The 26786-nt window shown below is 74.1% G+C and carries 26 protein-coding genes; 14 read left to right on the top strand and 12 right to left on the bottom strand.

Features of this window, described 5'->3' with window-relative positions:
- Position 1: 1 nt before the first annotated feature.
- From K1J57_RS06485 to K1J57_RS06470, 4 genes are all read left to right on the top strand, one after another.
- The gene (locus K1J57_RS06485) at positions 2 to 1594 is read left to right on the top strand and encodes an MFS transporter (protein ID WP_220563562.1); all 1593 of its coding nucleotides are present in this window, start codon (positions 2 to 4) and stop codon (positions 1592 to 1594) included.
- Positions 1595 to 1752: 158 nt separating this feature from the next.
- Complete coding sequence (locus K1J57_RS06480) at positions 1753 to 2691, top strand: ABC transporter ATP-binding protein (protein WP_220563561.1); 939 nt, start codon at positions 1753 to 1755, stop codon at positions 2689 to 2691.
- On the top strand, positions 2688 to 3482 hold the full coding sequence (locus K1J57_RS06475) for an ABC transporter (RefSeq protein WP_220563560.1): 795 nt from the start codon (positions 2688 to 2690) through the stop codon (positions 3480 to 3482). The genes K1J57_RS06480 and K1J57_RS06475 overlap by 4 nt, the downstream gene beginning before the upstream one ends.
- Positions 3483 to 3575: 93 nt before the next feature.
- Positions 3576 to 4298, top strand: a complete 723-nt coding sequence (locus tag K1J57_RS06470; RefSeq protein WP_220563559.1) for a DUF6882 domain-containing protein — start codon at positions 3576 to 3578, stop codon at positions 4296 to 4298.
- Between the two features lie 6 nt (positions 4299 to 4304).
- Here the strand turns inward: K1J57_RS06470 and K1J57_RS06465 are convergent, their stop codons facing one another.
- The 4 genes from K1J57_RS06465 to K1J57_RS06450 all read right to left on the bottom strand — a co-directional run bounded on the left by K1J57_RS06465 (position 4305) and on the right by K1J57_RS06450 (position 7828).
- The gene (locus K1J57_RS06465) at positions 4305 to 4913 is read right to left on the bottom strand and encodes a response regulator transcription factor (RefSeq protein WP_220563558.1); all 609 of its coding nucleotides are present in this window, start codon (positions 4911 to 4913) and stop codon (positions 4305 to 4307) included.
- A complete protein-coding gene (locus K1J57_RS06460; RefSeq protein ID WP_220563557.1) occupies positions 4910 to 6001 on the bottom strand; it encodes a sensor histidine kinase in 1092 nt (363 codons plus the stop codon). The genes K1J57_RS06465 and K1J57_RS06460 overlap by 4 nt, the downstream gene beginning before the upstream one ends.
- Positions 6002 to 6029: 28 nt before the next feature.
- Positions 6030 to 7085: a medium chain dehydrogenase/reductase family protein gene (locus K1J57_RS06455; protein ID WP_220563556.1), complete on the bottom strand. Its 1056-nt coding sequence runs from the start codon at positions 7083 to 7085 to the stop codon at positions 6030 to 6032.
- A gap of 251 nt (positions 7086 to 7336) precedes the next feature.
- A complete protein-coding gene (locus tag K1J57_RS06450) occupies positions 7337 to 7828 on the bottom strand; it encodes a GreA/GreB family elongation factor (RefSeq protein ID WP_220563555.1) in 492 nt (163 codons plus the stop codon).
- Positions 7829 to 8015: 187 nt separating this feature from the next.
- On the opposite strand from K1J57_RS06450, the gene K1J57_RS06445 reads away from it, so the two are divergent.
- From K1J57_RS06445 to K1J57_RS06430, 4 genes are all read left to right on the top strand, one after another.
- Entirely contained in the window at positions 8016 to 9584 is a 1569-nt protein-coding gene (locus K1J57_RS06445) for a CdaR family transcriptional regulator (protein ID WP_220563554.1), read from the top strand.
- Between the two features lie 151 nt (positions 9585 to 9735).
- Positions 9736 to 11022: a GAF domain-containing protein gene (locus K1J57_RS06440; protein ID WP_220563553.1), complete on the top strand. Its 1287-nt coding sequence runs from the start codon at positions 9736 to 9738 to the stop codon at positions 11020 to 11022.
- Between the two features lie 118 nt (positions 11023 to 11140).
- The gene (locus K1J57_RS06435; protein WP_220563552.1) at positions 11141 to 12664 is read left to right on the top strand and encodes an aldehyde dehydrogenase family protein; all 1524 of its coding nucleotides are present in this window, start codon (positions 11141 to 11143) and stop codon (positions 12662 to 12664) included.
- The gene (locus tag K1J57_RS06430) at positions 12664 to 13047 is read left to right on the top strand and encodes a DUF779 domain-containing protein (protein WP_220563551.1); all 384 of its coding nucleotides are present in this window, start codon (positions 12664 to 12666) and stop codon (positions 13045 to 13047) included. Before K1J57_RS06435 ends, K1J57_RS06430 begins: the two co-directional genes overlap by 1 nt.
- Before the next feature lie 105 nt (positions 13048 to 13152).
- Here K1J57_RS06430 and mnhG read toward each other — a convergent pair whose 3' ends face one another.
- Genes mnhG through K1J57_RS06400 form a run of 6 tightly spaced genes read right to left on the bottom strand, consistent with a single transcriptional unit; the run spans position 13153 to position 19924 of the window.
- The gene (gene mnhG / locus K1J57_RS06425; RefSeq protein ID WP_220563550.1) at positions 13153 to 13551 is read right to left on the bottom strand and encodes a monovalent cation/H(+) antiporter subunit G; all 399 of its coding nucleotides are present in this window, start codon (positions 13549 to 13551) and stop codon (positions 13153 to 13155) included.
- Positions 13548 to 13886: a monovalent cation/H+ antiporter complex subunit F gene (locus K1J57_RS06420; RefSeq protein ID WP_220563549.1), complete on the bottom strand. Its 339-nt coding sequence runs from the start codon at positions 13884 to 13886 to the stop codon at positions 13548 to 13550. The genes mnhG and K1J57_RS06420 overlap by 4 nt, the downstream gene beginning before the upstream one ends.
- Complete coding sequence (locus tag K1J57_RS06415) at positions 13883 to 14491, bottom strand: Na+/H+ antiporter subunit E (protein ID WP_370634671.1); 609 nt, start codon at positions 14489 to 14491, stop codon at positions 13883 to 13885. The genes K1J57_RS06420 and K1J57_RS06415 overlap by 4 nt, the downstream gene beginning before the upstream one ends.
- Positions 14488 to 16146, bottom strand: a complete 1659-nt coding sequence (locus tag K1J57_RS06410; RefSeq protein ID WP_220563547.1) for a Na+/H+ antiporter subunit D — start codon at positions 16144 to 16146, stop codon at positions 14488 to 14490. The genes K1J57_RS06415 and K1J57_RS06410 overlap by 4 nt, the downstream gene beginning before the upstream one ends.
- A 2-nt stretch (positions 16147 to 16148) precedes the next feature.
- Positions 16149 to 16979 (bottom strand): Na(+)/H(+) antiporter subunit C, encoded by an 831-nt coding sequence (locus tag K1J57_RS06405; RefSeq protein WP_220563546.1) that lies wholly within the window; start codon positions 16977 to 16979, stop codon positions 16149 to 16151.
- Positions 16976 to 19924 (bottom strand): Na+/H+ antiporter subunit A, encoded by a 2949-nt coding sequence (locus K1J57_RS06400; protein ID WP_220565370.1) that lies wholly within the window; start codon positions 19922 to 19924, stop codon positions 16976 to 16978. The genes K1J57_RS06405 and K1J57_RS06400 overlap by 4 nt, the downstream gene beginning before the upstream one ends.
- A gap of 395 nt (positions 19925 to 20319) precedes the next feature.
- On the opposite strand from K1J57_RS06400, the gene K1J57_RS06395 reads away from it, so the two are divergent.
- The 3 genes from K1J57_RS06395 to K1J57_RS06385 all read left to right on the top strand — a co-directional run bounded on the left by K1J57_RS06395 (position 20320) and on the right by K1J57_RS06385 (position 22187).
- Positions 20320 to 20718, top strand: coding sequence for a MarR family transcriptional regulator (locus K1J57_RS06395; RefSeq protein ID WP_370634670.1), 399 nt, complete (start codon positions 20320 to 20322; stop codon positions 20716 to 20718).
- Positions 20719 to 20922: 204 nt separating this feature from the next.
- Positions 20923 to 21585 (top strand): ClpP family protease, encoded by a 663-nt coding sequence (locus tag K1J57_RS06390; protein ID WP_220565369.1) that lies wholly within the window; start codon positions 20923 to 20925, stop codon positions 21583 to 21585.
- A complete protein-coding gene (locus K1J57_RS06385) occupies positions 21582 to 22187 on the top strand; it encodes an ATP-dependent Clp protease proteolytic subunit (protein WP_220563544.1) in 606 nt (201 codons plus the stop codon). The genes K1J57_RS06390 and K1J57_RS06385 overlap by 4 nt, the downstream gene beginning before the upstream one ends.
- A gap of 48 nt (positions 22188 to 22235) precedes the next feature.
- On the opposite strand, the gene K1J57_RS06380 is transcribed toward K1J57_RS06385, so the two are convergent.
- Positions 22236 to 22631 (bottom strand): helix-turn-helix domain-containing protein, encoded by a 396-nt coding sequence (locus tag K1J57_RS06380; RefSeq protein ID WP_220563543.1) that lies wholly within the window; start codon positions 22629 to 22631, stop codon positions 22236 to 22238.
- A gap of 211 nt (positions 22632 to 22842) precedes the next feature.
- Between K1J57_RS06380 and K1J57_RS06375 the strand changes: the two genes are divergently transcribed.
- Together K1J57_RS06375 and K1J57_RS06370 are read left to right on the top strand one after the other, a co-directional pair.
- Positions 22843 to 23475 carry a hypothetical protein gene (locus K1J57_RS06375; RefSeq protein ID WP_220563542.1) on the top strand — a complete coding sequence of 211 codons (633 nt, stop codon included), beginning with the start codon at positions 22843 to 22845 and terminating at the stop codon, positions 23473 to 23475.
- 124 nt (positions 23476 to 23599) lie between these two features.
- Positions 23600 to 23866 (top strand): GlsB/YeaQ/YmgE family stress response membrane protein, encoded by a 267-nt coding sequence (locus K1J57_RS06370; protein ID WP_220563541.1) that lies wholly within the window; start codon positions 23600 to 23602, stop codon positions 23864 to 23866.
- A 41-nt stretch (positions 23867 to 23907) separates the two neighbouring features.
- Here the strand turns inward: K1J57_RS06370 and K1J57_RS06365 are convergent, their stop codons facing one another.
- Positions 23908 to 24822: a Gfo/Idh/MocA family protein gene (locus K1J57_RS06365; protein WP_220563540.1), complete on the bottom strand. Its 915-nt coding sequence runs from the start codon at positions 24820 to 24822 to the stop codon at positions 23908 to 23910.
- A 140-nt stretch (positions 24823 to 24962) separates the two neighbouring features.
- Between K1J57_RS06365 and K1J57_RS06360 the strand changes: the two genes are divergently transcribed.
- Positions 24963 to 26762 carry a serine/threonine-protein kinase gene (locus tag K1J57_RS06360; protein ID WP_220563539.1) on the top strand — a complete coding sequence of 600 codons (1800 nt, stop codon included), beginning with the start codon at positions 24963 to 24965 and terminating at the stop codon, positions 26760 to 26762.
- Positions 26763 to 26786: the final 24 nt, after the last annotated feature.

The following is a 26786-nucleotide window of genomic DNA, read 5'->3' as shown; positions in this document are numbered from 1 at the left end:
CATGTCAGCGAACTCCACCGCCCCCGCCGCGAGGCCGGGGTGGCGGGCCTGGGCGGGCCTGGCCGTCCTCAGCCTGCCCACCACCCTCCAGGCCCTCGACGTCACCGTCCTGTACCTCGCGCTGCCGCACCTGAGCACCGACCTGGGGGCCACCGCCACCGAGCGGCTGTGGATCATCGACGTCTACGGCTTCATGGTCGCCGGCCTGCTGGTCCTCATGGGCACCCTCGGCGACCGGATCGGCCGCAGACGCCTGCTCCTCCTGGGCGCCACCGCGTTCGGGGCCGCCTCCGTGCTGGCCGCCTACTCCACGACACCGGAGATGCTCATCGCCGCCCGGGTGCTGCTGGGCATCGCCGGAGCCACCCTGATGCCCTCCACGCTCGCACTGATCAGCACGATGTTCACCGACCCGCGGCAGCGGGGGCTGGCCTTCGGCGTGTGGGCCACGAGCTTCTCCGCGGGCGTCGCCCTCGGGCCGATCCTGGGCGGCCTCATGCTGGAGTTCTTCTGGTGGGGGTCGGTGTTCCTGCTCGCGGTTCCTGTGATGGCGCTGTTGCTCGCCACCGCTCCGTTCCTGCTCCCGGAGTACCGCGACCCTGAGCCCGGCCGCCTGGACCTGCCCGGCGTCCTGCTCTCGATGGCCGCCGTCCTGTCCGTGGTCTTCGGCCTCAAGCGGCTGGCCGGGTACGGCCCGGAGCCGACGGCCCTGGCGGCGATCGCCGCCGGCGTCGTGCTCGGCCTGCTGTTCGTCCGCCGGCAGCGCCGGTCGAGCGACCCCCTCCTGGACCTGCGCCTGTTCTCCGGGGCCGCCTTCTCCAGCGCTCTGGCCGTGATGCTCCTGGGCCTGCTGCTCATCGGCGGCGTCTACCTGTTCGTCACGCAGTACCTTCAGTCCGTCGCCGGACTGTCCCCGCTGGTGGCCGGCCTGTGGCTGCTCCCGTCGGCGGCCGGGCTGGTCGTCGCCTCCACCCTGGCCCCCGTCCTCGCCCGGCGGGTGCGCCCCGCCCACGTCCTGGCCGGTTCGCTGGCCCTGGCCACCCTCGGGTTCCTGCTGCTCACCAGGGTGGGCCCCGAGGACGGGCTCGTCACGGTGGTGGTCGGGTTCACCCTGGTCTACGCCGGGATCAGCCCCATCATGGCGCTGGGCACGGACCTCATCGTGGGCTCGGCCCCGCCGGAGAAGGCCGGGGCCTCCGCCGCCATCAGCGAGACCGCGATGGAGGTGGGCGTGGCCCTGGGCATCGCGGCCTTCGGCAGCGTGGGCACGGCGGCCTACCGGCTGTCGATGGCCGGGGCGATGCCCGCGGGCGTCTCCGCGGACACCGCGGCCGACGCGTCCGACGGACTGGAGGGCGCGGGGCGGGCCGCCGCCGACCTGCCCGCCCCGGTGGCGCGGGACCTCCTGGACACCGCGGCCGCCGCCTTCACGTCCTCCCTCACCACCGTGGCCTGGATCAGCGCCGCGCTCGCCGTCGGGATCGCGGTCCTGGCGGCGGTGGCCCTGCGCCGGATCCCGCCCACGGGGGCCGCCGCGGCGGAGGAGGGCGCCCCGGCCGGGGAGCCCTCGACAGGGGAGCCCGTCGCCGGCTGACCCCGGTGCCGTCCGAGCCGGTGCCGCCCCGGCCCCCCGGCCCCTCGGCGCCCGCGGCACCCGTGACAGGTGTCATGGACGGGTCCTGACGGACGGACCGGGTCCGGGGCGCCCCCGCGCGACAGGCTGGAGGGGACCGGCCGACAACAGGGGGACCGATGATCGCCGTACGGGAACTGGTCAAGCGCTACGGGGGGACCGTCGCCGTGGACGGGCTGACCTTCACGGTGGAGCCCGGCAGGGTGACCGGGTTCCTGGGGCCCAACGGGGCGGGCAAGAGCACCACCCTGCGCATGGTCCTGGGACTGGACGCCCCGACCTCCGGCAGCGCCACCGTCGGCGGGATGCCCTACCGCGACCTGCCCTCGCCCACCCGGCGGGTCGGCGCGCTGCTCGACCCCGGCGCGGTGGAGCCCGGGCGCACCGCCCGCGGCCACCTGCTCTGGCAGGCCCGCGGCGCGGGCATCGGCCGGGCCCGGGTGGACGAGGTGCTGGGCCTGGTCGGCCTGGCGGACCGGGGCGGGCACCGCATCCGGCACCTGTCCCTGGGGATGCGCCAACGGCTGGGCATCGCGGGGGCGCTGCTCGGCGACCCCGGCGTGCTCATCCTGGACGAGCCCCTCAACGGGCTCGACCCGGAGGGCATCGTGTGGGTGCGCCGCCTGCTGCGCGGTTTCGCCGACGAGGGCCGCACCGTGCTGGTGTCCAGCCACCTGATGAACGAGATGGAGGCCACCGCCGACCACGTGCTGGTGATCTCCCGGGGACGGCTGGTCGCCGACGTCGGCATCGCCGAACTGGCCGCCGGTGCGCGCGAGCGCGTCGAGGTGGCCACCCCGGACCCGGGCGGCCTGTCCGCCCTGCTGGCCCGCGCGGGCGCCGCGCCGGCGCCCGCCGGGGACGGCCGGCTGGAGGTCACCGGCATGGACGCCGCCCGGGTGGGCGAGCTGGCCGCCGCGCACGGGATCGTGCTGCACGCGCTGGTACCGGTGAGGGCCCGCCTGGAGGACGCCTTCATCCGCCTCACCGGACAGAACGGGCGGGCCGCCGACGGGGCGGCCGGCGAAGGGGAGGCCGAAGGGGAGTGGGTGCGATGACGAAGACGACGAAGCGGTCCGCGCGGCGTGCGGGGACCGGCGCGGCCGTGGCCGCGGAGTGGACGAAGCTGACCGGTTCGGCGCGCGACCGGCGCGCCGCCGCGGCCGCCGTCGGGCTGGCGCTCGCGGTCGCCGCCGTGTTCTGCCTGACCCTGGAGCCGACCACCGGCGTGCCTCTGGCCGACCAGCCCGCCTTCGACGTGCTGACCGCCTCCCTGCTGGGGGCGGACGCCGCCGCGCTGGTGCTGACCGTGCTGGCGGCCGCCGCGGTGGGCGGCGAGTACGCCACCGGCATGATCCGCACGACCTTCACCGTCACCCCGGACCGGGGCCGGGTGCTCCTCGCCCGCGCCGTCACCGTGGCCGCGGCCGCCGGGGCCGTGGCCCTGGTCGCGGCGGTCGGGGCGGCCCTGGTCTCACTGCTGGTCCTGTCCGGCGCCGGACTGCCCGTCTGGGACGCCGCCGACCCGGCGGTGTGGCGGGCGGTCGCGGGGGCCGCGCTGATGGCGCCGTTCCACGCGCTGGTGGCCACCGCCGGGGCGCTGTGGACCCGTTCCACGGCGGGCGGTGTGGTCGCCGCCCTGGCGCTGCTGGTGGCCCCGACCCTGGCCGGATGGATCCCCGGCGGGAGCCTTCTGCTGCCGGTGCTGCCGGGGGAGGCCCTGCACTCCCTGGCCGGGATCGCCGGCCCCGACGGGCCCCACCCGGCGGCCGCCGCGCTCGTCCTGGTCGCCTGGAGCGCCCTGGTCCTGTTCGCCGCGGACCGGGCCGTCCGCCGCCAAGACGTCTGAGGCGGGCCCGCGAGGTGGGACGACACGCCGGGGCCGGGCACCGCCCGGCCCCGGCTTCCGGTCGTGTCGGACACGGTGCATAGCATCGCGGGCATGAGCAAGCACACTCTCCCCGACATGCTCGACGACGCCGCCCTGATGTCCTTCGAGCACCAGCTGCACTTCCAGGAGTTCATCGGCGAGCACAGCTGGAACGTGGACCTCCAGGAGGGCCGGTTCGAGTTCTCCGGCGAGCGCCCCCTGGTCTGCGACCGCTTCCACCTGCTGGGCAGCGCGGCACCCGGGCCGGGCTCCTGGATGTGGGGCTGGGCCAACCCCTCCGGCTTCCGTTCGGACCTGACCGCGCTGAGCGCCGCCGTCCGCGACTTCGGCCGGGAGCACGACGTCCCCGAGCTGGCCGCCGCCGAGGTGCCCTTCGACGCCCTGCCCGGCGCCCCCCGGGAGGTGCCCCTGGTGGTCGGCCAGCTGACCGACGCGGCCAAGCTCCTCACCGGCCGCTGGTTCTCCTACAACGGCGAGGTGGGCGGCGGCACCCGGGTGGCGTTCATCATCGAGCACCCCGAGCTGCGGCTGCCCGAGCCCGAGCCCACCAGGGTCATGCGGGTCATCCAGCAGGGGCTGATGGATCTGCGGCTGACCGACCACAAGCGGGCCCTGTACACGTACGGCCGCCTGCGGGGCCTGTCCCCGAGGTTCACCGACGAGGAGCGGGGCACGCTGCTCCTGTCCGTGCCCGGGCTGGAGGCCCGTGTCACCTTCGACCACCTCGGCCGGGTCGGCAACATCAACGCCTCGCTGTCCAAGCCCGACGCCTGAACCCCGTCAGAGCCAGCCGTGCTCCTCGGCGACCCTGGCCGCCTCGGCGCGGGTCCGGGTCCCGGTCTTGCCGATGGCCGACGACAGGTGGTTGCGCAGGGTGCCCTGGCTCATCCCCAGGGAACGGGCCAGCGCCGCCACGTCGTCGCCGCCGTTCAGCACCGCGGCCAGCACCTCGCGCTCGCGCGGCGTCAGCGGGCTGGTGCCGTGGGTCAGCGAGGCCACGGCCAGGTCGGGGTCGACCACCCGCAGCCCGCGGTGCACCCGGCGGACGGCGTCCACCAGGTCCTCGGGTGAGGCGTCCTTGACCACGAACCCGCCCGCCCCCGCCCGCAGCGCCCGGGTCAGGTAGCCGGGGCGGCCGAACGTGGTGCACATCAGCACCCGGCAGTCCGGCAGGACACGGGTCAGCTCGGCGCACACCTCGATGCCGTCGCCCCCGGGCATCCGCACGTCCAGCAGGGCGACGTCGGGCCGGACCTCGCGGGCCAGCTCCAGCGCCCGCGCGCCGGTCTCGGCACGGGCCACCACCTCGATGTCGGGCTCCAGGTCGAGCACGGTGGCCAGGGCCCCGCGCACCATCGCCTGGTCGTCGGCGACCAGTACCCGGATCACGGGCGTCCTCCGCTCTCTTCGACGGGAACCTCGGCGCGGAGGGTGAGCCCTCCGTCGGGCGTGGGGGAGAGGGTGAGCGTACCGCCGCGCTCGGCCAGCCTGCGCTCCAGCCCGGCCAGCCCGTTGCCGGGGACGACCCGGCCGGCGCGCCCGTCGTCGCGGACCTCCACCCAGCCGGGGCCGGTGGAGATCTCCACACGGCCGGCGCCCGCGTGGCGGACCACGTTGGTGACGGCCTCGCGCACCGCGTACCCGAGCACCTCGTCGCCGCCGGAGGGGACCTCCCCGGGGACGCGCAGCTCCACGTCGGCGGCGGCCAGCGCGGCCCCGGCGCGCAGCAGCTCCCCGGCCAGGGTGACCCGCCGCGTCCCGGCGACGGCCTCGCGGACCTCCGCCAGCGAGCGGCGGCCCAGGTCCTCCAGGTCGCGCAGTTCGGCCGCGGCCCGTGCGGTGTCCCCGGTGGCCTCCAGGATGCGGCGGCCCGCGCCGGCCTTGACCACGATCGTGGTGAGGCTGTGGCCGAGCAGGTCGTGCAGGTCGCGGGAGAACCGCTCGCGCTCGCGCAGGACCGCGAGCTGGGCCGCCTGGTCGCGGCCGCGCCGCAGTTCGGCGTTGGCCTCCACCAGGCGGACGGCCAGTGCCACGGCCACCGACACCGAGGCGATGACCACGAGGCCGCCCAGCTGCCCCTCGGTCCGGCCGGTGGCCAGCGCGGCGGTGCCGACCCCGGCCAGCACCAGGGCGGTCGCGCCCAGGGACAGGGCCAGCGGCAGGGCGGTCGCGCAGGCGGCCAGCGCGAACATCGTGATCCAGGAGTGCTGGGGCCCCACCGCGGCGACCAGGCCGCAGCCGAGCAGGAGGAGCAGGGCGCAGGCGGCCGTCCGCGCGGTGCGGCCGAGCAGCGGCGCGGCCGCGGGCAGGGACGCGCACCCCAGCAGGTACACGCCCAGGGCCGCGACGGTGGCGCCCTGGGACAGGGCGGAGTCGGCCGCGGCCCGCTCCCACTCCCGCCACAGCAGCGCGGTGAACAGGGCGGTCATCCCGTACGAGAGCAGCGCGGTACGCGCCGTCCCCTGCTCCTGCCCCATGCCGAGCATCCTACGGGCCCGGGCCCGGTCAGTCCCGTCCCGCGGGCACGACGACGACCTTGCCGACGACGGTGCCGGACTCGGCCAGCGCGATCGCGCGGTCGATCTCCTCCAGCGGGACCCGGGCGGCGACCGGCGGGGCGACGGCCCCCTCGGCCAGCAGGGCGAACACCGCGCCCAGGTCCTCGGCCAGCAGGCGGCGGTAGCGCTCGGGGGAGCGGTGCCCCTGCCAGAGGTTGAAGAAGTGCGCGCCGCGCCGGTTGGGGAGCGCGTTCCACAGCAGCAGCCGGCCGAACAGGGCCAGCACGGGCATCCGCGCGTTGCCCTGCTCGTCGCGGGTGGCGGCGGTGCCGTAGGACACCAGGGTCCCGCCGGGGGCCAGCAGCTGGAAGGAGTCGGTGATGGCGGGCCCGCCCACGTGGTCGAACACGGCGTCCGCGCCGTCGGGGGCCAGTTCACGGATGCGCGCGTACATGTCCGGGTCCCGGCGGTCGACGGGCAGCGCGCCCAGGACACGGACCGCCTCCAGGTGCCGGGCCGAGGCGGTGCCGACGACGGTGGCCCCGGCGCGGCGGGCCATCTGGACGAGCAGCGAGCCGACCCCGCCGTTGGCGCCCAGCACGACCACGGTGTCGCCCCGCCGCACCCGGGCGAGCCGGTGCAGCATGCGGTACGCGGTGACCCCGTTGACCACGGCGGCCTCGGCGTCGGCCGGGTCCACCCCGTCAGGGACGGGGACCAGGTCGGCGGCGGGCAGGGCGACCCGGTCGGCCCAGCCGCCGGTCTTGGTGAGGGCGGCCACCCGGCGCCCGACCAGGGCCGGGTCGGCGCCCGGTCCGACCTCCTCCACCCGGCCGACCAGGTCGTAGCCGGGCACGAACGGGAAGGGCGGCTGGTCGTAGTACTTGCCGCGGCGCATCTGCTGCTCGGCGAAGGAGACGCCGGTGGCCTCCACCCGGACCAGGGCGCCGCCGGGTGCGAGGGGCTCCAGGGTGCGGCGGCGCAGGGTGATCTCCTCGGCCGCGCCGGGGCCGTGCAGGACGGCTTCGAGGGTGGTGCGGGCGGTGTGTCCGGTGGCGGTCATCGGTGGCTCCTTCTTCGGGGGTTAGTTTGTGAGTGCTCACTCACTTGCCGGGGCCGAAAAGAGCCCGACCGGGGTCGGGCAACAGTACGGTCCGGCCGGGTTCGGCCGTGAGTGCGGAGAGGCGTCCGCGGCACTTCGGGCCGCTTCGGTTCCGCTTATGTATGTGAGTACACACTCACAATCGGAGGATGTCAAGGAGGGAGGCGGAAAAAAGGGGGCGGGGCGGCCGGGACGGCCGCCCCGGGGCGGGGTCAGCGTGCCGAGCGGTAGGGGGCGGCGTCCACCAGCGTCACCCCGATCACCGCCCCGCGCGGGGAGGTGAAGGTCCGCCGCTCGCCGCGCACGGCCCCCAGCAGGGCCTCCCCCAGCGGCGACTGCGGCGAGTACACCGTCACCGCGTCCGCCACCGAGGCGTCCCGGACGCCGAGCAGGAACTCCTCGGTGTCCTCCTCGTCGTCGTAGCGGATCGTCAGCACCTTGCCGGGCGCGGCCACCCCGTCGTCGGGCGCCGCCTCCTCGACCACGGCCTCGCGCAGCAGCCGCTCGATCGTCTGCACCCGGGCCAGGCGCACGGCCGGGTCGTGAATGTAGCGGGGCGCGGGGATGATGCCCCCCGCGCCCCCGTCGTCCGATCCGGAACCCGTTCCGATGTCGTCCTCGGGGAGTGTGCTCAGCACCCGCAGCTCCTCCTTGAGCCGCTCGTACGCCTCCCGGGTCATCCAGGTGTCGGTGGTCTTGTGCATGGGACGTTCCTTGTCTTCACGAACAAGCGCCACGGACGCTGTCCGTGGCGCGGATGGGAGTACGCGAGGGTCGGGGGCGCTGTCCCTCGACTTGAGTGTGTCCAGCGGCGGCGGGCGACCCGTTATCGTGGGAGGACAATCACGGTGCGGGTTCTTGTCGTGCTCCGACAACGGGGGAGGCGGTGCGGTGATCAACCTCGACCGGCTCGTCAACGTCCTGGGCGGCTACGGAGCCCACCTGGTGGGCGACGGCCGCCTGCGCCGCCGCGAGCTGCGCAGCGTCGCCATGCACGACCCCACGGACGACGCGCCGCCCCTGGGCGACGCCTTCCTCGCGGTGGGGATCGACGCCTCCGCCACCGCCCTGCGGCTGGCCGAGCAGGCCCGCGCCGTCGTCGTCATCGTCCGCTCCGCCACCGGGCCCGGCGCCGAGATCCGCGCCGAGCTGCACGAACGCGGCATTGCCATGGTCGTGGTCGAGCCCGCCGTGTCCTGGAGCCAGATCTCGGGCATCGTCTACGGGCTGGTGCTGGAGGGCCGCGAGACGGAGTCCGGGCGCGGTCCCAGCGACCTCTTCGCCCTGGCCGACACCGTCGCCGCGGAGGTCGGCTCGCCCGTCGTCATCGAGGACCGGGCCTGGCGGGTGGTCGCCTACTCCGCCGAGCAGGCCGACACCGACCGGGCCCGCCGTGACACCGTCATCGCCCGGCGCGCCCCCGCCGGGATCCGCGACCGCCTGGAGTCCGACGGGACGGCCGCCCGGCTGGCCGCCGCCGACGGACCGCTGTACGTGCCCGCCCTGCCGGAGTTCGGGATGGGCGGTCGCACCGCCGTGCCGATCCGGGTGGGCCGCGAGCTCCTCGGCTCGCTGTGGGCGGCCGGGGACACGCCCCTGGACGCGGAGCGGGCCCGGGCGCTCAGCGAGGGCGCCCGCACGGTGGGCCTGCACATGCTGCGCGCCCGGGTGAGCAGCGACCTGGAGCGCCAGGTGGAGTCGGAGTCGGTCATCGACCTGCTGGAGGGGTCGGAGGACCCCGAGCGGGCCGTCGACCGGATCGGCCTGCCCGCCGACGGGCTGCGGGTCATCGCGCTGCACGCCCGGGCCGCACCGCCCGACGACGCCGTCCTGCACCTGTTCGAGCAGGTCACCACCGGGTTCGGCTGGTCGCGCCCGGGGCGCAGCACCCTGCTGGGGACCACCGTCTACACGGTGCTGCCCTGCGCCGGGGAGATCGCCCCGGCCCTGGAGTGGGTCCGCGCCACGGTGCGCGGCCTGCCCGCCCGCCCGGGCGTGTCCGCCGGGGTGGGCGGCGCGGCCCGCGCGGGGGACCTGCCCGCCAGCCGCCAGGAGGCCGACGAGTGCCTGATCCTGGCGGGGGACGGCGCCGCCCCGGTGGTGTACGACGACGCCTGGGACGAGGTCCTGCTCCGCCGCCTGCGGCTGTCCGCCGAGGCCGGGCGGCTGCCCGGCCGCAACCCGGTGGCGGTGCTGGCCCGCCACGACGCGGACCAGGGGACCGAGTACACACGGACGCTGCGGGCCTGGCTGTACGCGCACGGCGACCCGGCCGTCGCCGCCGAGATGCTGGGCGTGCACCCCAACACGGTCCGCTACCGGCTGCGGCGCCTGCGCGGCGTCGCCGACCTGCGCCTGCACGAGCCCCAAGCGCGCGTCGCGCTCACCGTCGCCCTCGCCGCCCTGCCCGCCGATCCCCGACCGGTTCCCAGCCGCGCGCACATCGGCGACAAGGGGTGACATAGGGGGACGATCCGTCGCCCGTTCCGCGGAACCCCTTGTCACGGGCCCCGCGGCCGGTTTGAATCGTGGGATCCCCACCTCAACGGGGGTGAGCCGGGCCGGGCCGCGCCGTGGCCCGGCACCGCCTCGCGCGCAGGGGAGGTCGCACATGTCCCGGACGTGGAACGCCTGGCCGTGGGACGCCGATCCCGACGCCGTGCGCAGGGACGTCGCGCGCGCCCACGAGGACTTCACCGGCTCCGGCCTGCTGCACGGCACCGTGCGCACGGTCGTCGGCGAGTCCTGGCGGCGCAGTGCCCGCCTAGGCATCGACCCGGACGGCATCTCCCCGCGCATCGAGCTGTCCGGACCCGCCCTGGCCGACTACCGCGAGGCCCACCCGCTGGCCGCCACCCTGCCGCTGCTGCGAAGGCTGCTGCTGGACACCGCGCCGGGACCGCAGATCGTCGCCGTCGGCGACGCCGCGGGCCGGCTGCTGTGGGTGGAGGGCGACCACCGGCTGCGCAGCAGGGCGGAGGAGATGCGCTTCGTCGAGGGCGCCAACTGGCACGAACGGTCGGCCGGCACCAACGCCCCCGGCGTCGCGCTCGCCCTGGACCACGAGGTCCAGGTGTTCGCCAGCGAGCACTTCGCCCGCAGCGTCCAGCCGTGGAGCTGCTCGGCGGCGCCCCTGCACGACCCCGACACCGGGGCGCTGCTGGGCGTCCTCGACATCACCGGCGAGGACCAGGTGGCCTCGCCCCAGGCGCTGGCCCTGGTACGGGCCGCGGCCACCGCGGCCGAGATGGAGCTGAGGGCCCTGCGCATCTCCGGGGCGCTGCCCGGCCCGCGCCCGTCCCCGGACACCCCGGTACGGCCGCCCGACCACCTCCTGCTGGAGGTCCTGGGCCGCGACGGCGCCCGGCTCACCGTGGACGGGCGCGCCACGGAGCTGAGCGCCCGCCACTCCGAGATCCTCCTGCTGCTGTCGTCCGCCCCGCGCGGGCTGAGCGGCGCGGCCCTGGGCGCCCGGCTGCACGAGCGCGACGGCGCCCCGGTGACGGTCCGCGCCGAGATGTCCCGGCTGCGCCGCCTGATCGGCCACGGCCTGCTGGCCTCGCGCCCCTACCGGCTGCTGCGCCCGCTGCCCACCGACGCCGACGCCGTGCGCGAGCGGCTGTCCCGCGGCGACCGGACCGGAGCCCTGCACGCCTACCGGGGGCCGGTGCTGCCCGGCTCGGAGGCGCCGGGCGTGGTCGAGATCCGCGAGGTCCTGGACGCCGAGCTGATCGGCGCGCTCGACGGGGAGAGGGACCCCCGCGCCCTGCTGGCCTGGGCCGAACACCCGGAGTGGCGCGACGACCCCCGCGTGCTGGGCGCGGTGCTGCGCTCCCTGGACCCCGGATCGCCCGGCCACGCCGCACTGCGCGGACGGCTGCGCCGCCTGGGCGCCTGAGCACTCCCCGCGGCGACACGACTGCAACGTGCTCGCAACGTAGGTGTGACTAGCGTCACGACCGTTGAACCCCGTTGACGGACGCCGGGCCCACGCCCGGCGCAGAAGGAGGCTCACCATGGTCGTGTACGCTCCCCCCGGACAGCCCGGCAGCGTCGTGGAGTACGCCCCCCGCTACGAGAACTGGATCGGCGGCGAGTGGGTCAAGCCCGTCAAGGGCCGCTACTTCGAGAACCCCGCCCCCGCCACCGGCCAGGTCTTCACCGAGGTGGCGCGCGGCACCGCCGAGGACATCGAGCTCGCCCTCGACGCCGCCCACGGGGCCGCCCCCGCCTGGGGCCGCACCTCCGCGGCCGAGCGCGCCGTGGTCCTCAACCGGATCGCCGACCGCATCGAGGAGAACCTGGAGCGCCTCGCCGTCGCCGAATCCTGGGAGAACGGCAAGCCGGTCCGCGAGTGCCTGGCCGCGGACCTGCCGCTGGCCGTCGACCACTTCCGTTACTTCGCCGGGGCCGTGCGCGCCCAGGAGGGCCACACCTCCCAGATCGACGGGGACACCGTCGCCTACCACTTCCAGGAGCCGCTGGGCGTGGTCGGCCAGATCATCCCGTGGAACTTCCCGCTGCTCATGGCCACCTGGAAGCTGGCGCCCGCGCTGGCCGCGGGCAACGCCGTCGTGCTCAAGCCCGCCGAGCAGACCCCGGCGTCGATCCTGCTCCTGGCCGAGCTCATCGGCGACCTGCTGCCGCCCGGCGTGCTCAACATCGTCAACGGGTTCGGCGTGGAGGCGGGCAAGCCGTTGGCGAGCAGCCCGCGGGTGCGCAAGGTCGCCTTCACCGGCGAGACCACCACCGGGCGCCTGATCATGCAGTACGCCTCGGAGAACCTCATCCCGGTCACCCTGGAGCTGGGCGGCAAGAGCCCCAACATCTTCTTCGAGGACGTGGCCGCGGCCCGCGACTCCTACTACGACAAGGCCCAGGAGGGCTTCACGCTCTTCGCGCTCAACCAGGGCGAGGTGTGCACCTGCCCCTCCCGGGCGCTGATCCAGTCGTCCATCTACGACTCCTTCCTGGGCGACGCCCTGGAGCGGGTCGGCCGCATCAAGCAGGGCGACCCGCTGGACACCGAGACCATGGTCGGCGCCCAGGCCAGCAACGACCAGCTGGAGAAGATCCTGTCCTACATCGACATCGGCCGGCAGGAGGGCGCCAAGGTCCTCGCCGGGGGCGAGCGCGTCGACCCGGGCGGGTCCCTGTCCGGCGGGTACTACGTGGCCCCGACCGTGTTCGAGGGCGACAACACCATGCGCATCTTCCAGGAGGAGATCTTCGGGCCGGTGGTGTCGGTGACCCGGTTCGAGGGCTACGCCGACGCGATCAAGACCGCCAACGACACCCTGTACGGCCTCGGCGCGGGCGTGTGGTCCCGCGACGGCAACACCGCCTACCGGGCGGGCCGCGACATCCAGGCGGGCCGGGTGTGGGTGAACAACTACCACGCCTACCCGGCGCACGCCGCGTTCGGCGGCTACAAGCAGTCCGGGATCGGGCGCGAGAACCACAAGATGATGCTCGACCACTACCAGCAGACCAAGAACCTGCTGGTCAGCTACTCCGACGAGGCGCTGGGGTTCTTCTGATGGACGCCGGGGCCGACGTGGAGCGGGTGGCCGTCACCGACGCGGCCGCCGCCCTGCTCCGCGAGCTGCGGGCCGAGCACGGGCCGCTGATGTTCCACCAGTCCGGCGGGTGCTGCGACGGCAGCTCGCCCATGTGCTACCCGGCCGGGGAGTTCCGCACCGGGGCCTCGGACGTGCACCTGGGCGACCTGGACCCGGGGACGCCCGAGCCGGTGCCGGTGTGGATGTCCCGCTCCCAGTTCGAACTGTGGAGGCACACCCACCTGACCATCGACGTCGTCCCCGGGCGCGGGGCGGGGTTCTCGCTGGAGGCGCCGACCGGGAACCGGTTCCTCATCCGCTCCCGGCTGATGACCGACGCGGAGGCCGAGCGCCTCCCGTGACCGACCACGGCGCCGCCCGGACCGCCGTCCGGGACGGCCCGTTCCCCGAGGGGAGGGAGCGGCGGGCCCGGGGGACCACCCCCGGGCCCGTCCGCGTGCGGTCCCTCACTCCGCCGACCGGGCGGCGTCCTCCTCGCGCTTGCGGGCCAGGCGCTCGCCGAGTTCGTCGTGGACCAGCAGGTCCTCGCGGATGCGCCCGGTACGGTAGCCCACCCGGGCGGCGATGTGCCCGGCCACCGGGATCGTGACGATCTGGAACAGGCCCACCAGCAGCAGGGTCCCGACGTTGAACACGTTGGTCTCCTCCACCGGCACCAGGCGCAGCCCGATCCCCACCAGCACCAGCAGCATCCCCAGCACCTGCGGCTTGGCCGCGGTGTGCATCCGGGACAGCAGGTCGGGGAAGCGGATCAGGCCCACCGCGGCCACGACCGACAGCAGGGCCCCCGCCAGCAGGCACAGGATCGCGATCCAGTCGAGGACCGTGACGATTTCCTCGCTCACGGGCGCCCTCCTTCCTCGTCGGCCGACGGGGCACCCGGGACCGGGTGGACGACGTCGGTCGGGGTGGACACGTGCTCCTCCGGGCGGCGGGCGACGAACTTCGCGATGCTGATCGTCGCCACGAAGCCCACCAGCGACAGCACCATCAGGGTCGGCAGGACCGTGGGGTCGCGGTGGAACGCGGCGTAGGCGCCCAGGCCGACCAGCGCCGAGGCGAGCAGCACGTCCACCGAGAGCGCCCGGTCCAGGATGCTCGGGCCCAGCAGCAGGCGCACCATGCTCAGCAGGGACGCGAGGGCGAGCAGGACGGCGATGACGGTCCACAGGGTGTTCATGCGCTCTCCTTCCCGGAGGGCGACGCCGCCTCCAGGGCCTGGATGTCCTCACGGGTGCCGAGGGCCCGGACGAGGAGCCGTTCCAGGACCAAGACGTCCCGGATCCCCGTCTCCATGCCCTCCTCGTCGGCCGCGCCCAGCACGTGGACGTACAGGATCCACTCGTCGCGCGAGACCTCGACGATGACCGTGCCCGGGATGATCGAACTCGCGATGGCGGTGCACACCAGCATCAGGTCCGACTGCGTGCGCATCGGCACGGCCACCACCGAGCTGCGCACCTCGCCGGGTGCGAACACCTGGCGGGTCACCTGCAGGCTCGCCGTGAACATCTTCCCCACGACGTGCAGGACCAGGTGCGCCAGGGGGAGCGGGCGGAAGCGGAACCCCGGGACGATCGGCGGCAGCGGGAACACCAGCATGATCGCCACCGACACCAGGAAGCCCAGCACGAACAGGCCCAGCGACTCCCAGCGCCACTGGAACCCGTTGAACAGCAGCAGCCAGACCAGGGTCATGCCCAGCGCCACGGGGACCTGGACCTTGCCCAGGCGCCGCCGCAGCGCCATCGCCCCGACCTTCTTCGCGGTGCGCCGGTCCATCAGCGGTCACCTCCCAGGACGGCCTCGATGTAGGGGGTGCGGGCCAGCAGCTCCGTGGCCGCCTCCGCGGAGTAGGTGATCAGCGGACCCGCGAACACCGTCAGGGCCAGGCCGAACACCACCAGGCCGATCGTGGCGCCGACCATGGTCTTGGGCAGGGCCACCGAGGTCACCAGGGGGGTGGACACCGTGGTCGTGCCGCCGATGCGGGAGGACGGGCCCACGGCCTCGCCCGGGCCCAGGGCCGCGGTCGAGGAGTCGTCCGCCTCGGTGTCCTCCAGCACGGTCCCGGGGTCGGCGACCTTGCCCTCGGAGGGCGCCCGCCAGAACGCGTAGTTCCACACCCGGGCGATCACGTACAGGGTCAGCAGGCTGGTCAGCACCGACGCGCCCACCAGCAGGTAGGCCAGCGGGGTGCCCGCCTGCACACCGGCCTGGAGCAGGCCGATCTTGCCCAGGAAGCCCGACAGCGGCGGGATGCCGCCCAGGTTCATCGCCGGGACGAAGAACAGCACGGCCAGCAGCGGCGCGATCCGGATCAGGCCGCCCAGGTCGTCCAGGTTCGTGGACCCCCCTCGGCGCTCGATCAGACCGGTGGTCAGGAACAGCGTGGTCTGCACCGTGATGTGGTGGGCGATGTAGAACACCGCGCCCGCCAGGCCCAGCTGGCTGCCCAGCCCCACACCGAACACCATGTACCCGATATGGCTGATCAGTGTGAACGACAGCAGACGCTTGATGTCCGTCTGCGCCACGGCGCCCAGGATGCCCATGATCATGGTCGCCAGCGCCACCCACATGAGCAGGTTGTTCAGGTCCTCGCCCGGGAAGAAGAGCGTGTGCGCGCGGATGATGGCGTACACGCCGACCTTGGTGAGCAGGCCCGCGAACACCGCGGTGACCGGGGCCGGGGCCGTCGGGTAGGAGTCGGGGAGCCAGGCGGCCAGCGGGAACACCGCGGCCTTGATGCCGAACGCGAAGAGCAGCATCACCTGGAGCACGATCTTGAGGTGCCCGTCCAGCTCCGGCAGCCGCTCGGCGAGCTGGGCCATGTTGACGGTGCCGGTCGCGCCGAAGGTCAGCGCGATCGCGATGAGGAACAGCACCGACGACAGCAGGGACACCACCACGTAGATGGCGCCCGCCCGGATGCGCGACTGCGTCCCGCCCAGGGTCAGCAGCACGTAGCTGGCGGTCAGCAGGATCTCGAAGCCGACGTACAGGTTGAACAGGTCGCCGGCGAGGAAGGCGTTGGAGACGCCGGCGACCAGGATCAGGTACGTGGGCTGGTACACCGACAGCGGCGCCACCTCGGCCCGGCTGGCCATTCCCTGACCGATGGAGTACACCAGCACGGCCAGGGTGATCGCCGACGACACCGTCACCATGAGCGCGGACAGCCGGTCCGCCACCAGGGTGATGCCGATCGGCGCGTCCCAGCCGCCCACCTGCACGACCTGCGGTCCCAGGGCGTCCGCGCCGAGCATCAGGACGAACCCGACGAACAGCACGAACGTCAGCGCGATGATGCTCAGCCACTGCTGGACCTTGGGCCAGCGGCTGCCCATGGCCAGCTTGACGCCGGCCGCGAACAGCGGCACCACCACCGGGAGCGGGATGAGGTAGTGGATGAGACCCGCGAAGTAGTCCCAGCTCATGCTCAGTCACTCCCCTGCAGGTCGCTGTCCTCGGCGCGGGCCAGGCGCTCGCGCTCGGCCCGCATGGTCTGGGCGGCCTGGCGGCGCTGGGCCCGCACGCGGCGGCGCAGCTCGCGCCACAGCTCGCGTTCGGCGGCCCGGTCGGCCCGGCGGTGCTCGCGCAGCCGCCTGCGGCCCAGGCGGATGCGTCCGCGCAGCTCCTGCACCTGGGCGGTCATGGTCTCCGCCCGGTCGCTGAGACGGCGCATGGTCTCCTGGGACTGCTCATCGATCCCGCTCTCCTCGACCTCGACCTCGTAGCGGGCCAGCTCGGCCTGGGCGCGGGCGATCTCGGCCTTGATGCGGGCCTGCTCGGCCAGCTCCTGGGCGTCGGCCGCGGCGATGGTCGCCTGGAGCTCCGCCCGCTGGCGCCGGATGTCGGCCTTGAGGCGGCGGCGTTCGCGCACGAAGCGCCGGCGCAGCGCGCGGCGGCCCTCGCCCTGGACGATCCGGAGGTCCTCGGCGTCGTCCTGGACCTCGTCGTTGCCCTCCAGCTGCCAGCTCCGGTAGGCCATGGCGAGCAGGAACGCCGTCACACCCAGGGTGATGACGATGGCCGTCAGGATCATCGCCTGCGGCAGCGGGTCGGTCATCTCGTGCGGTTCGCTGAACCACAGCACCGGGGGCCCGCCCATGGTCCCGGCCATGGCCAGGATCATCAGGTTGACGCCGTTGCTGAGCACGATGAAGCCGAGCAGCACCCGGCTGAGGCTGCGCTCCAGCAGGAGCACCACCCCGACCGCGACGAGCACGCCGATCAGCAGGACGAGGGTGAGGCTGGGCGAATCGTTCACGAGGTGACCTCCTCGGCGGGCTCGGGGGCGCCGGGCCGGGCGGTCGCCCGGGCCCGGGCCGCGTCCCGCTCGATCTGCTCGTCGATGCGGGCGCCGAGACTGCGCAGGATGTCCAGGATCAGGCCGATGACCAGCAGGTACACCCCGATGTCGAAGAAGAGGGACACGGTGATGTGCGGTTCGCCCAGGATCCACAGGTTCACGTAGAAGTCCCCGCCCGCGAGGACCTCGTCGCCGAAGATCGCGCCGCCGATCGCGACGCCCGTGGAGATGGCCAGGCCCAGGCCGATCAGCACGCCGGGCTGCACCCACGCGGTGTTGTACAGCTCGTACCGGCCGCCCGCCAGGTACCGGACGATGAACGCCAGGCCGGCGACGATGCCGCCCGCGAAGCCGCCGCCGACCGCGCCGTGCCCGGTCAGCAGCAGGTACACGGAGATCACCATGATCACCGGGAACAGGAAGCGCGAGACCACCTCGAAGATGACCGACCGGCGCTCGGTGGGCAGCGCGTCCGCGCCCGGGAGCCAGGTGTGGTTCCACTGGGGCTTGACGTGCAGGCTCTCCGGGGCCATCCGCAGCCCGCCCAGGTCGATCCGGGTCCGGCCCTCGGCGGGCTCCTGGCCCGCGGACGTGACCGACACGGCCATCACGCCGCCGGGCGCCTTGCGCGGCTGGGTGCGGCGGACGAACATCAGGCTGGCCACACCGGCGGCCGCGGCGACGAGCACGGAGATCTCGCCCATGGTGTCCCAGGATCGGACGTCCACCAGCAGCACGGAGATGATGTTGTAGCCGCCGGCCTCCTTGGCGGCCTCCGGGTACAGCTCGGAGATCGACGTCTCCTGGCGGCCCGCCAGGGCGAACCAGGTCATGGCGGCGACCAGGGTGCCGGTGGAGACGCCGATGGCCAGGTTCCACACCCGGCGGCCCTTGAGCGCGGGCGCCGAGAAGTGGCTGGGGAAGCGGCGCAGCACCAGGACGAAGACCACCAGGCTGACGGTCTCGACCAGGAACTGGGTGAGCGCGAGGTCCGGGGCGCCCAGCAGGTAGAACATGGCCGCCATGCCGTAGCCGCCGGTGCCGACGAGGATCACCGCGAACAGGCGCCGCCGCATGAACAGGGTCAGCAGGGCGGTGGCGGCGATGATCACGGCCGGGATGATCTGGATCGGCGTGTCCCACAGGCGGACCGGCGGGTAGTCGCCGTCCCAGATGGGCTCGGAGATGACCCAGTACCCGGCCACGACGACCAGGCTGACCAGGATGGTGCCGAGGTAGACCGGCAGCGAACCGCGCTGGGTGCTACCGGTGACCTGGAGGGCCAGGTTCTCCAGCCCGGCGAGCATCCGCCGGTAGACCCGGTCGGGGTCGACCACCGAGGCGCGGGTGCCGATCCAGACGACCGTGCTGCGGACCCGGAACAGCAGGAAGCCGCCGGCGAGGCAGACCGCGGACAGCAGCAGCGGCAGCTCGAAGCCGTGCCACAGGGCCAGGTGCGTCTCGTAGGCGCCGGGCGCGAGCGGAACGGAGTCGGCGTACAGCGCGAGCAGCGGGTCGATCCAGGACGAGAGCGGTCCGCCGAGCAGGCTCAGGCCCGCCATCAGCGCCGCCGGGGCCAGGAACAGCGGCCCGGGGCCGTGCACCGGGGTGGGTGCCACGTCCGGCTTGTCGAAGAACGCGCCCCACAGGAAACGCAGGGTGTAGGCGACCGTGAGGGTGGAGCCGACGACCATGCCGACGAGCACGACGGTGTCGGCGACACCGCCCTCGTAGGCGCCGAAGGCCAGCTCCTTGGCGGCGAAGCCCAGCATGGGCGGCAGGCCGGCCATGGAGGCCAGGGCTAGCACCGACGTCCAGAAGGTGCCCGGCATGGACTTGCGCAGCCCCGAGAGCTCGCGCAGGTCGCGGGTCCCGGTGCCGTGGTCGATGATGCCGACCACGAGGAACAGGGGGGCCTTGAACAGCGAGTGCGCGATGAGCATGGAGATGCCGGCCAGGGCCGCGGCCCGGGTGCCGGTGCCCAGCAGGGCGATGAGGAAGCCGAGCTGGCTGATGGTGCCGTAGGCCAGGACCAGCTTGAGGTCGTACTGGCGCAGCGCCTTCCAGCCGCCCAGGACCATGGTGAGCACGCCGAAGCCCAGGGCCATCGAGGTCCACACGGCGGAGTCGGGGAACGCCGGGGTGAGGCGGGCGACCAGGTAGACGCCCGCCTTGACCATCGCCGCCGCGTGCAGGTAGCCGGAGACCGGCGTGGGCGCGCGCATGGCGGCGGGGAGCCACAGGCTGAAGGGGAACAGGGCGGACTTGGACATCGCGCCGACCATGATCAGGCCCAGGGCCACCTCGATGAGGACGCCCTCGGGGGGAGCGGCGACGATCTCGGAGATGACGTAGGTCCCGGCGGTCTCGCCGAGCATGATCATGCCGACGAGCATGGTGAGCCCGCCGAAGGTGGTGACGGTCAGGGCCGTCATGGCCGAGCGGCGGCTCTCCTTCAGCTCCGTGCTGTGCCCGATGAGCAGGTAGGAGAAGACCGTGGTCAGCTCCCAGTACACGAACAGCTGGATGAGGTCGTCGGCCAGGACGAGGCCGAGCATGGCCCCGGCGAAGGCGACGAACACGCCCGCGAACCGGCCCAGGCCGGGCTCGGAGTCGCTGAAGTAGCGCGCGCAGTAGACCAGGATCAGGGTGCCCACGCCGGCGGCGATGAGGGTCATCACCAGGCCGAGGACGTCCATGTGCAGGCCCAGGCGCAGGGAGAACGCGGGGGCCCATTCGACGGAGCCGGAGAGCGCCCCGCCGCCGAGGATGGTGGGGAGCTGGAAGAGGGCCCAGACGGTGGCGGCACCGGGCACGACGGCCAGGGCGAGGAACGCGTTACGGCCCCACAGCCGGACCAGTAAGGGCGCGATCGCCGCTGCGATGAAATGCGCGATCAGCACTGTTGTCAATGCGCCCCTCCCGGATTGGTCCGGGCCCGCCCGGTGTTTCGGGCGGACGTCCGCTGCCCCCAGCAGCAGACCGATTCGCCCACAACCGGATGCGTGGACGGGGTGTCACTACGGTGTGAGGGGGCAAGGATCTACGTAACTTGTGTGCACAGGCTATTTAATAGCTAGACTACACAAACGTCAAACCACCGCGCGGACCGGACCGGCCCCGCGGTGCCCGTCCAGCCTGCGAGGAACGTTTCGTGTCCGACGAGACCCTTGAGTCCGGCGCCGAGCGGCTCTGTGCCTCCGACAGCGGCGCCGCGGCCGAGCGCACCCGCGAGTCCGAAGGTGTCGGTCCCGAGCGCCATGTCGGGCTCGAGGAGTTCCAGCGCGCCTGGACGGAGCTGATCAACGCGGCGATCCACGCCCGTTCCCGCAGCGGACACGGGCCCCGGGGGGCCGACGACCTCACCCTCACCCAGGCCCTCCTCATGGAAGCCGTCCGCGGGCTGGACAACCCCAGCGTAGGTGCGGTGGCCCAGGTGGTGGGGGTCTCCTCCCCCTCCGCCACTCGCATGATCCAACAGCTCGAACGCAAGGGCATGATGGCGCGCCGCAGGTCGGAGCGGGACGAACGGAGCACGGTGGTGGCCATCACCGAGGAGGGTGAGAAAGTGCTCGCCCACCGCCGCCGCAACATGGAGGCCAAACAGCGGCGCGTGTTCGAGGCGATCCGGCCCTCCCTGCGCCCCGTCGTCCTGGAGCTGCTGCGCGATCTGCGCGAGGCCGTGGACGACGCCTGAGGGGCGGCCCGGGATATCCGGGCGTTCCTTTCCGGCTTCTCCTTCCGTTCCCATTCACCTGCCCTTACGGTCTGCCGTCGGCAGATCTGCCACAGGCCGAAACAGTGGCGGCCGTTGCGGCCCGCCGCGCAGTGTGGAGACACGGCCGGTGCGGGCGAGGGATCCGCGCCAGTGGCCGGGAAGGGAAGGGGCCACTCCATGCCGATGACCCGAACCAGGGCCGCGGCCTCGCACGAGGGCGAGGGCGGGGCGTTCGACGACCAGCTGTCCGCCCGCCTGCTGCGCAGCCGCATCGTGCTGCTGGGCACCCAGGTCGACGAGACCAGCGCCAACCGGGTCTGCGCGCAGATCCTGCTGCTCGCCGACGAGGACCCGCACAAGGACATCACCCTGGCCATCAACAGCCCCGGCGGCGTCGTCTCCGCCGGACTGGCCATCTACGACACCATGAACTTCGTGCCCAACGACGTGTCCACCCTGGTCATGGGGTTCGCGGCGAGCATGGGGCAGTTCCTGGCCTGCACCGGGACCCACGGCAAGCGGTACAGCCTGCCGCACGCCCGCATCATGATGCACCAGCCCTCCGGCGGGCTCGGCGGCACCGCCGCCGACATCGCGATCCAGGCCGAGAACCTGGCGCACACCAAGCAGACGATGATCCGGCTCATCGCCGAGCACACCGGGCAGAGCGAGGAGACCATCTCCCGCGACCAGCACCGGGACGCCTGGTTCACCGCGCAGGAGGCCAAGGAGTACGGGTTCGTCGACCACGTGGTCACGTCCCTGTCGGAGATCAACGGCACCGGCATCCGGCTGGGCGCGGGCGCCCCCGGGTTCGTCCGGAGCGAAGCGGAGGCCGTGCGATGAGCGGGCGCTACACGGTCCCCATGGTCGTCGAGCGCACGCCCCGGGGCGAGCGGTCCTTCGACGTGTTCAGCCGGCTGCTGTCGGAGCGGATCATCTTCCTGGGCACGCCCATCGACGACGACGTCGCCAACGTGGTGATGGCGCAGATGCTGCACCTGGACCACGAGTCCGCGGACACCGACATCCAGCTCTACATCAACTCGCCGGGCGGCTCCAACACCGCCCTCACGGCCATCTACGACACCATGCGGTTCGTCCGCGCCGACGTCGCCACGGTGTGCATGGGGCAGGCCGCGTCGGCCGCCGCGGTGCTGCTCGCCGCGGGGGCGCCCGGCAAGCGCCGGGCCCTGGAGCACGCGCGGGTGCTGCTGCACCAGCCCTCGGGGGAGGGTCAGGGGGTGGCCGCCGACCTGGAGATCCAGGCGGCGGAGATCCTGCGGGTCCGCTCCCAGGTGGAGGAGATCCTGGCCCGGCACACCGGGCAGACGCAGGAGCGGCTGCGGGCCGACACGGACCGGGACAAGATCTTCACCGCCCACCAGGCGAAGGAGTACGGGCTGGTGGACGCGGTCATCAGCACCCGGGAGGCGGTCCCGGCGTGAGCCGGGCCGGTCGGGGCCGCGCCGCGGCCCCGACCGGGCGGCGCGGGATCAGGCGGCCAGGGACACCGACAGTACGGAGACGGAGGCCGTCGCCCGGGGCGCGGCGGCCGGGGCGTAGGAACCGGTCCGGCCGCCGAGCGGCCGCGGTATCGCCATGACCGTCTCGCGGTGGAGTTCGGCCAGCACGTCGGTGAGGGACAGCCCCAGGGAGCGGTAGACCGCGGCCAGGACCTCCGAGGACGCCTCCTTGCGGCCGCGTTCGATCTCGGACAGGTACGGGAGCGAGACCTGGGCGTCCTCGGCCACCTCACGCAGGGTCCGGCCCTGCTCGACACGGGTCCGGCGCAGCAGGCCGCCGATGAGGTCGCGCATCAGGGGCTCGGGCCCGGGGGCCCGGTCGGTGCCCCTGCGGGCCTCGTCCAGGGAGCGCAGGACATCGGTCATCGGGGCCTCCGGTCTCGTGCTCGGGATGCGCACTGGTCCTCCCCGCAGCCTACGCCCGCCGCCGCGGGCGGGGGAGGGACGTCCCCCGCCTTCTGCGGACGGCAGAACGGCGCTCCGGGGTCGGACCGTCACGGACGCGGTCTTCTCCGGCCGCCGCCGGGGTCGTTAGCCTGGTGCGGCCCGGTCGGCGGGCGCGGGAAGAGGGGGTCGGATGGGCGCGGACGACGGTGGCCGGCGGGAGCCGTCCGAACCCGGGTACGCCGGCGGTCTCGGCACCCGGCTGCGGGGGTGGATCGCCCTGTCCGTGTACGGCCTCGCCTGGGGCGCGGCCGCGCTCTTCATGCTCGCGGGCTCGCTGGCGGGCGGCCTGGACATGGGCCCCGGCGAGGTACTGGGCTTCGTACTGCTGTGCCTGGCGCTGGGGCCGCTGCTGCTGTGGGCCGCGGTCAAGCCGCTGTGCGCGCTGGGCCGCGGGCTGTCCGCGCGGGTCGGCGGGCACCGGGTGCTGTGGGCGCTGCTCCTGAGTGTGCTCGCGACGGCCGCCCTGGCCTGGGGCATCGGCGCCGGCCGGGGGACGGACGCCGTCGTGGGGGCCGCGGTGCTCGGAACGCTCACGCTGGCACCGTTCTCCGTCGTCTACGCCGCCCTGCGCCCGGCCGGCCCGGTGCGCCGCTCGCCGGTGGGCAAGTGGCTGCTGGCGGCCCTGCTGGCGTTCACCGGGCTGGGCGACCTGTGGGGCAGGGGCGGGATCGAGCCCACGCACCGGCGGTCCGACCTCGACTGGAACGGGAACCTCCGGGACGCCCGGTTCGACCCCGACCGGCCGCCGCCGCGCTGGGGCTGATTCCCCCTCGGGGAAGAAGGATTACCGCCAACCAGGCATAAAAGGTTCTTTTCCTTCGGGCTTGTGACGGATTCGTCGCTCTGAGAGAGGGAACGGTGGGGGTGTCCGACCCTTGGGAGGGACATTGGAGATCACCGGAATCATCAGCGCGATCGTCGTGGGCCTGATCATCGGAGCCCTCGGCAGACTCATCGTCCCGGGCAAGCAGCACCTGCCCATCTGGCTGACGCTGATCCTGGGCATCGTGGCGGCCTTCATCGGCGGTTGGATCGCCAGCTTCTTCACGACCATGTGGCTCATCGTCCTGATCGTCCAGATCCTGGTCGCGGCCGGGATCATCTACCTCGCCGACGGGATGTACGCCAAGAACGCCAGGGGGGCCGCCCCCTAGCCGGAGGGCGACCCCGATCTTTTCCGCTCGGGCCGCCGGGGCTACCCGGCGGCCCTCGGCACGTCCACCGTCCGGCCCTCGCGCAGGGCGGTCTCGGCGGCCTCCAGGACCGCGACCACCTCGCGGCCGAACCGCACGTCCAGAGGGTCGCCGGGGGTCCCCTCCACTTGGGCGGCCAGCCGGTCGACCGCCACCTGGAAGGCCTCCACCGCGGACCTGTCGCCATTCGGCACCCCGGCCCGGCCCGCCTCGCCGAACAGGACCACCTCGAAGCCCTGCGCCTTCTCCGGGGCGTCCAGGGTGACCGAGAACGTGCCCACGGCACCGCCCCGGTGGCGGGTGAGCAGGTGGACGGTGTCACTGGGGCCGGCCATCGCGGCCACGGCCTCCACCGGCCCCAGCACCGGCAGCACCACCGACAGCACGTGCGGGCCCACGTCCCACAGGCCCCCCTTCTCCCGGCGCCACGGGGAGGCGCCGTAGGGGTTCCCCGGGCGGAAGATCGACGCGAACAGCGTCGCCCGCACCCCCTGCCAGCCGCCCCGCTCCGCGGATTCGCGCACGAAGGCGTCGATCCCGTCGGAGAAGCGGTTGGTGAAGAACACCATTGAGGCCAGCCCGCGCGCCTCGACCTCGGCGACGACCGCGTCGGCGGCCTCCGTGGTGAGCGCCAGCGGCTTGTCCAGCAGCAGGTGCTTTCCGGCGCGGGCCGCCCGCAGCGCCACGTCCGCCTGCACGTCCGGCGGCAGCGCCACGGCCACGGCGTCCACGTCCTCCAGCAGCGCGTCGAGGTCGGCGTAGGCCCGCGCGCCGTACCGGGCGGCGACCTTCTCCGCCTTCTCCGGGGCCCGGCCCCAGACCCCCACCAGCTCCGCCCCCGGGTGGGCGGCCAGCGCCGCCGCCTGTGTCTCGGCCGCCCAGTGGCCGGTACCCAGCAGCCCGAACCTCAGACCCATGTGCTCGCTCCTTCGTCCGTCTCGTGGCCGTCCGGCCCATTCTTCCTGGAAGCGCTCCCATGGTGCGGAGGCGGGGTCCCGGCCGCCGGATCGGCGGATAATGGGTGGCCGGTACCCCCTCACCCCCGGAGGACGAGCGGATGAACCCCGGACAGCAGCCTCCCCTGCCCACCGGCTTCCACCCCCTGCGGCCCGGGGACCCCCTGGTCGTGGGCCCGTTCCACCTGGTCGGCCTGCTCGGCGAGGGCGGCATGGGCACCGTCTACGGGGCCCTGGGCGGGGACGGGGAGCACGTGGCGCTGAAGGTGGTGCGCGACCGCCACGCCGCCGACCCCGTCTACCGGGAGCAGTTCGCCCGGGAGGCCGCGGTACTGGCCCGGGTGTCGGCCGAGTGCGCGCCCCGGTTCCTGGGCGCCGACCCGGGGGCCGAGCGGCCGTGGATGGCCACCGAGTTCGTCACCGGGCGCACCCTCACCGACCACCTGGCGCAGCTCGGACCGCTATCGGGGGAACGGCTGCTCGCCTTCGCCGCCGGTACCGCGGAGGCGCTGGCCGCGGTGCACGCCGCCGGGATCACGCACCGGGACGTCAAGCCCGCCAACGTCATCCTGTCGCCGGACGGGCCGAAGCTGCTCGACTTCGGCATCGCCCGCCTCACCGAGGACCCCTCCCCGGAGGAGGGGGTGTTCGGCAGTCCCGGCTGGATCGCGCCCGAGCGCCTGGCCGGGGAGGTCGGCACCCCCAAGGCGGACGTGTTCGCCTGGGGCGGCCTGGTGGTCCACGCGGCGACCGGGCACGGCCCGTTCGGACGGGGCGACACGGCGACGCTGCTCGCCCGGACCCGCCGCGGGGAGGTGGACGCGGAGGGGGTGCCGGACGAGCTGCTGCCGCTGGTCCTGCGGGCGCTGTCCCCCGACCCGGACGCGCGGCCGACGGCGTTCGAGGCCTTCGAGGAGCTGCTGGCGCTCGGCCGGACCGCGCCGGAACAGGACCCGCGGACCCGGCTGCGCGTTCTGCTCGCCGCGTCCTGGACCGGGTTCGAGGCCGTGCGCGGGCTCGGCCGGTGGGCCGCGGTGGCCGGGGCGCTGGGCGCGGCCACCGGATCGGCGGCGGCCGGGGCAGGGGCGACCGGAGCGGCGGGCGGCGGCGCCGCGGCCGGAACGGCCACCGGGGCCGGGGGCACGGCGACCGGCGGGGCCACGACGGCGACCGCCACGGCGAGCGCCGCGGCCGGCGGGGTGACCGGCGTCGGCAAGACGGTGGCGGCCGGAGCCGCCATCACGGTGCTCGTCGGGGCCGGCGCCTGGGTCGCGGGCCAGTGGTACGCGGACCGCGAGGAGGAGGGGCCGGTGGTCGAGGCCGCGGCCTCCGAGCCCGAGCCGAGCGGGGAGCCGGTCCAGGAGGTGGCCTACCGGGGGATGACCCTGGAGCTCCCCGAGGACTGGGGGGTGGAGCGTCGGACGTACTCCTTCGAGTACGTCCCCACCGGGGAGACCATCGAAGCGGAGAACGTGAGCCTGCGGACCCCCGAGGCCGACGCCGACTGCACGGCCGACGAGCAGGGGGAGACGCTCCACTGCCCGTCGGTCCGCCTGCTGGGGCCCGAGGCCGTCACCTACCGGCAGGGGCAGGCCCCCGTGGACGGGACGATGCCCTTCATGGGCGGCGGCCTCGACACCTGCCCGGCGGGGGCGGAGCCGCGCGGGGAGGGGGAGATCGAGGAGGTGACCGACGGCCTGGCGCCGGTGGGGGAGCGGACGGCCCACTACCGGGTGTGGGCGGTCCCCTGCTTCCCGGAGGGCGCGGGCACGGCGGAGGAGGACCTCCGCTGGTTCGAGCAGCGTTACTGGCTGCTGCCGGAGTCGGAGATCCTCATCGTGGACGACTACACGCACGAGGGGCTGGAGGAGATCCTGGCCGGGGCCGACCTCCCCGCCTGAGCCGGCCGGGGCCCGTCCCCCGCT

Origin of the sequence: Nocardiopsis sp. MT53 (genome assembly GCF_019598965.1) — a bacterium.
Taxonomy (GTDB): Bacteria; Actinomycetota; Actinomycetes; order Streptosporangiales; family Streptosporangiaceae; genus Nocardiopsis; species Nocardiopsis changdeensis.
The sequence above is the reverse complement of the archived record's forward strand: the minus strand, read 5'-3'. Positions and strand labels throughout refer to the sequence as shown.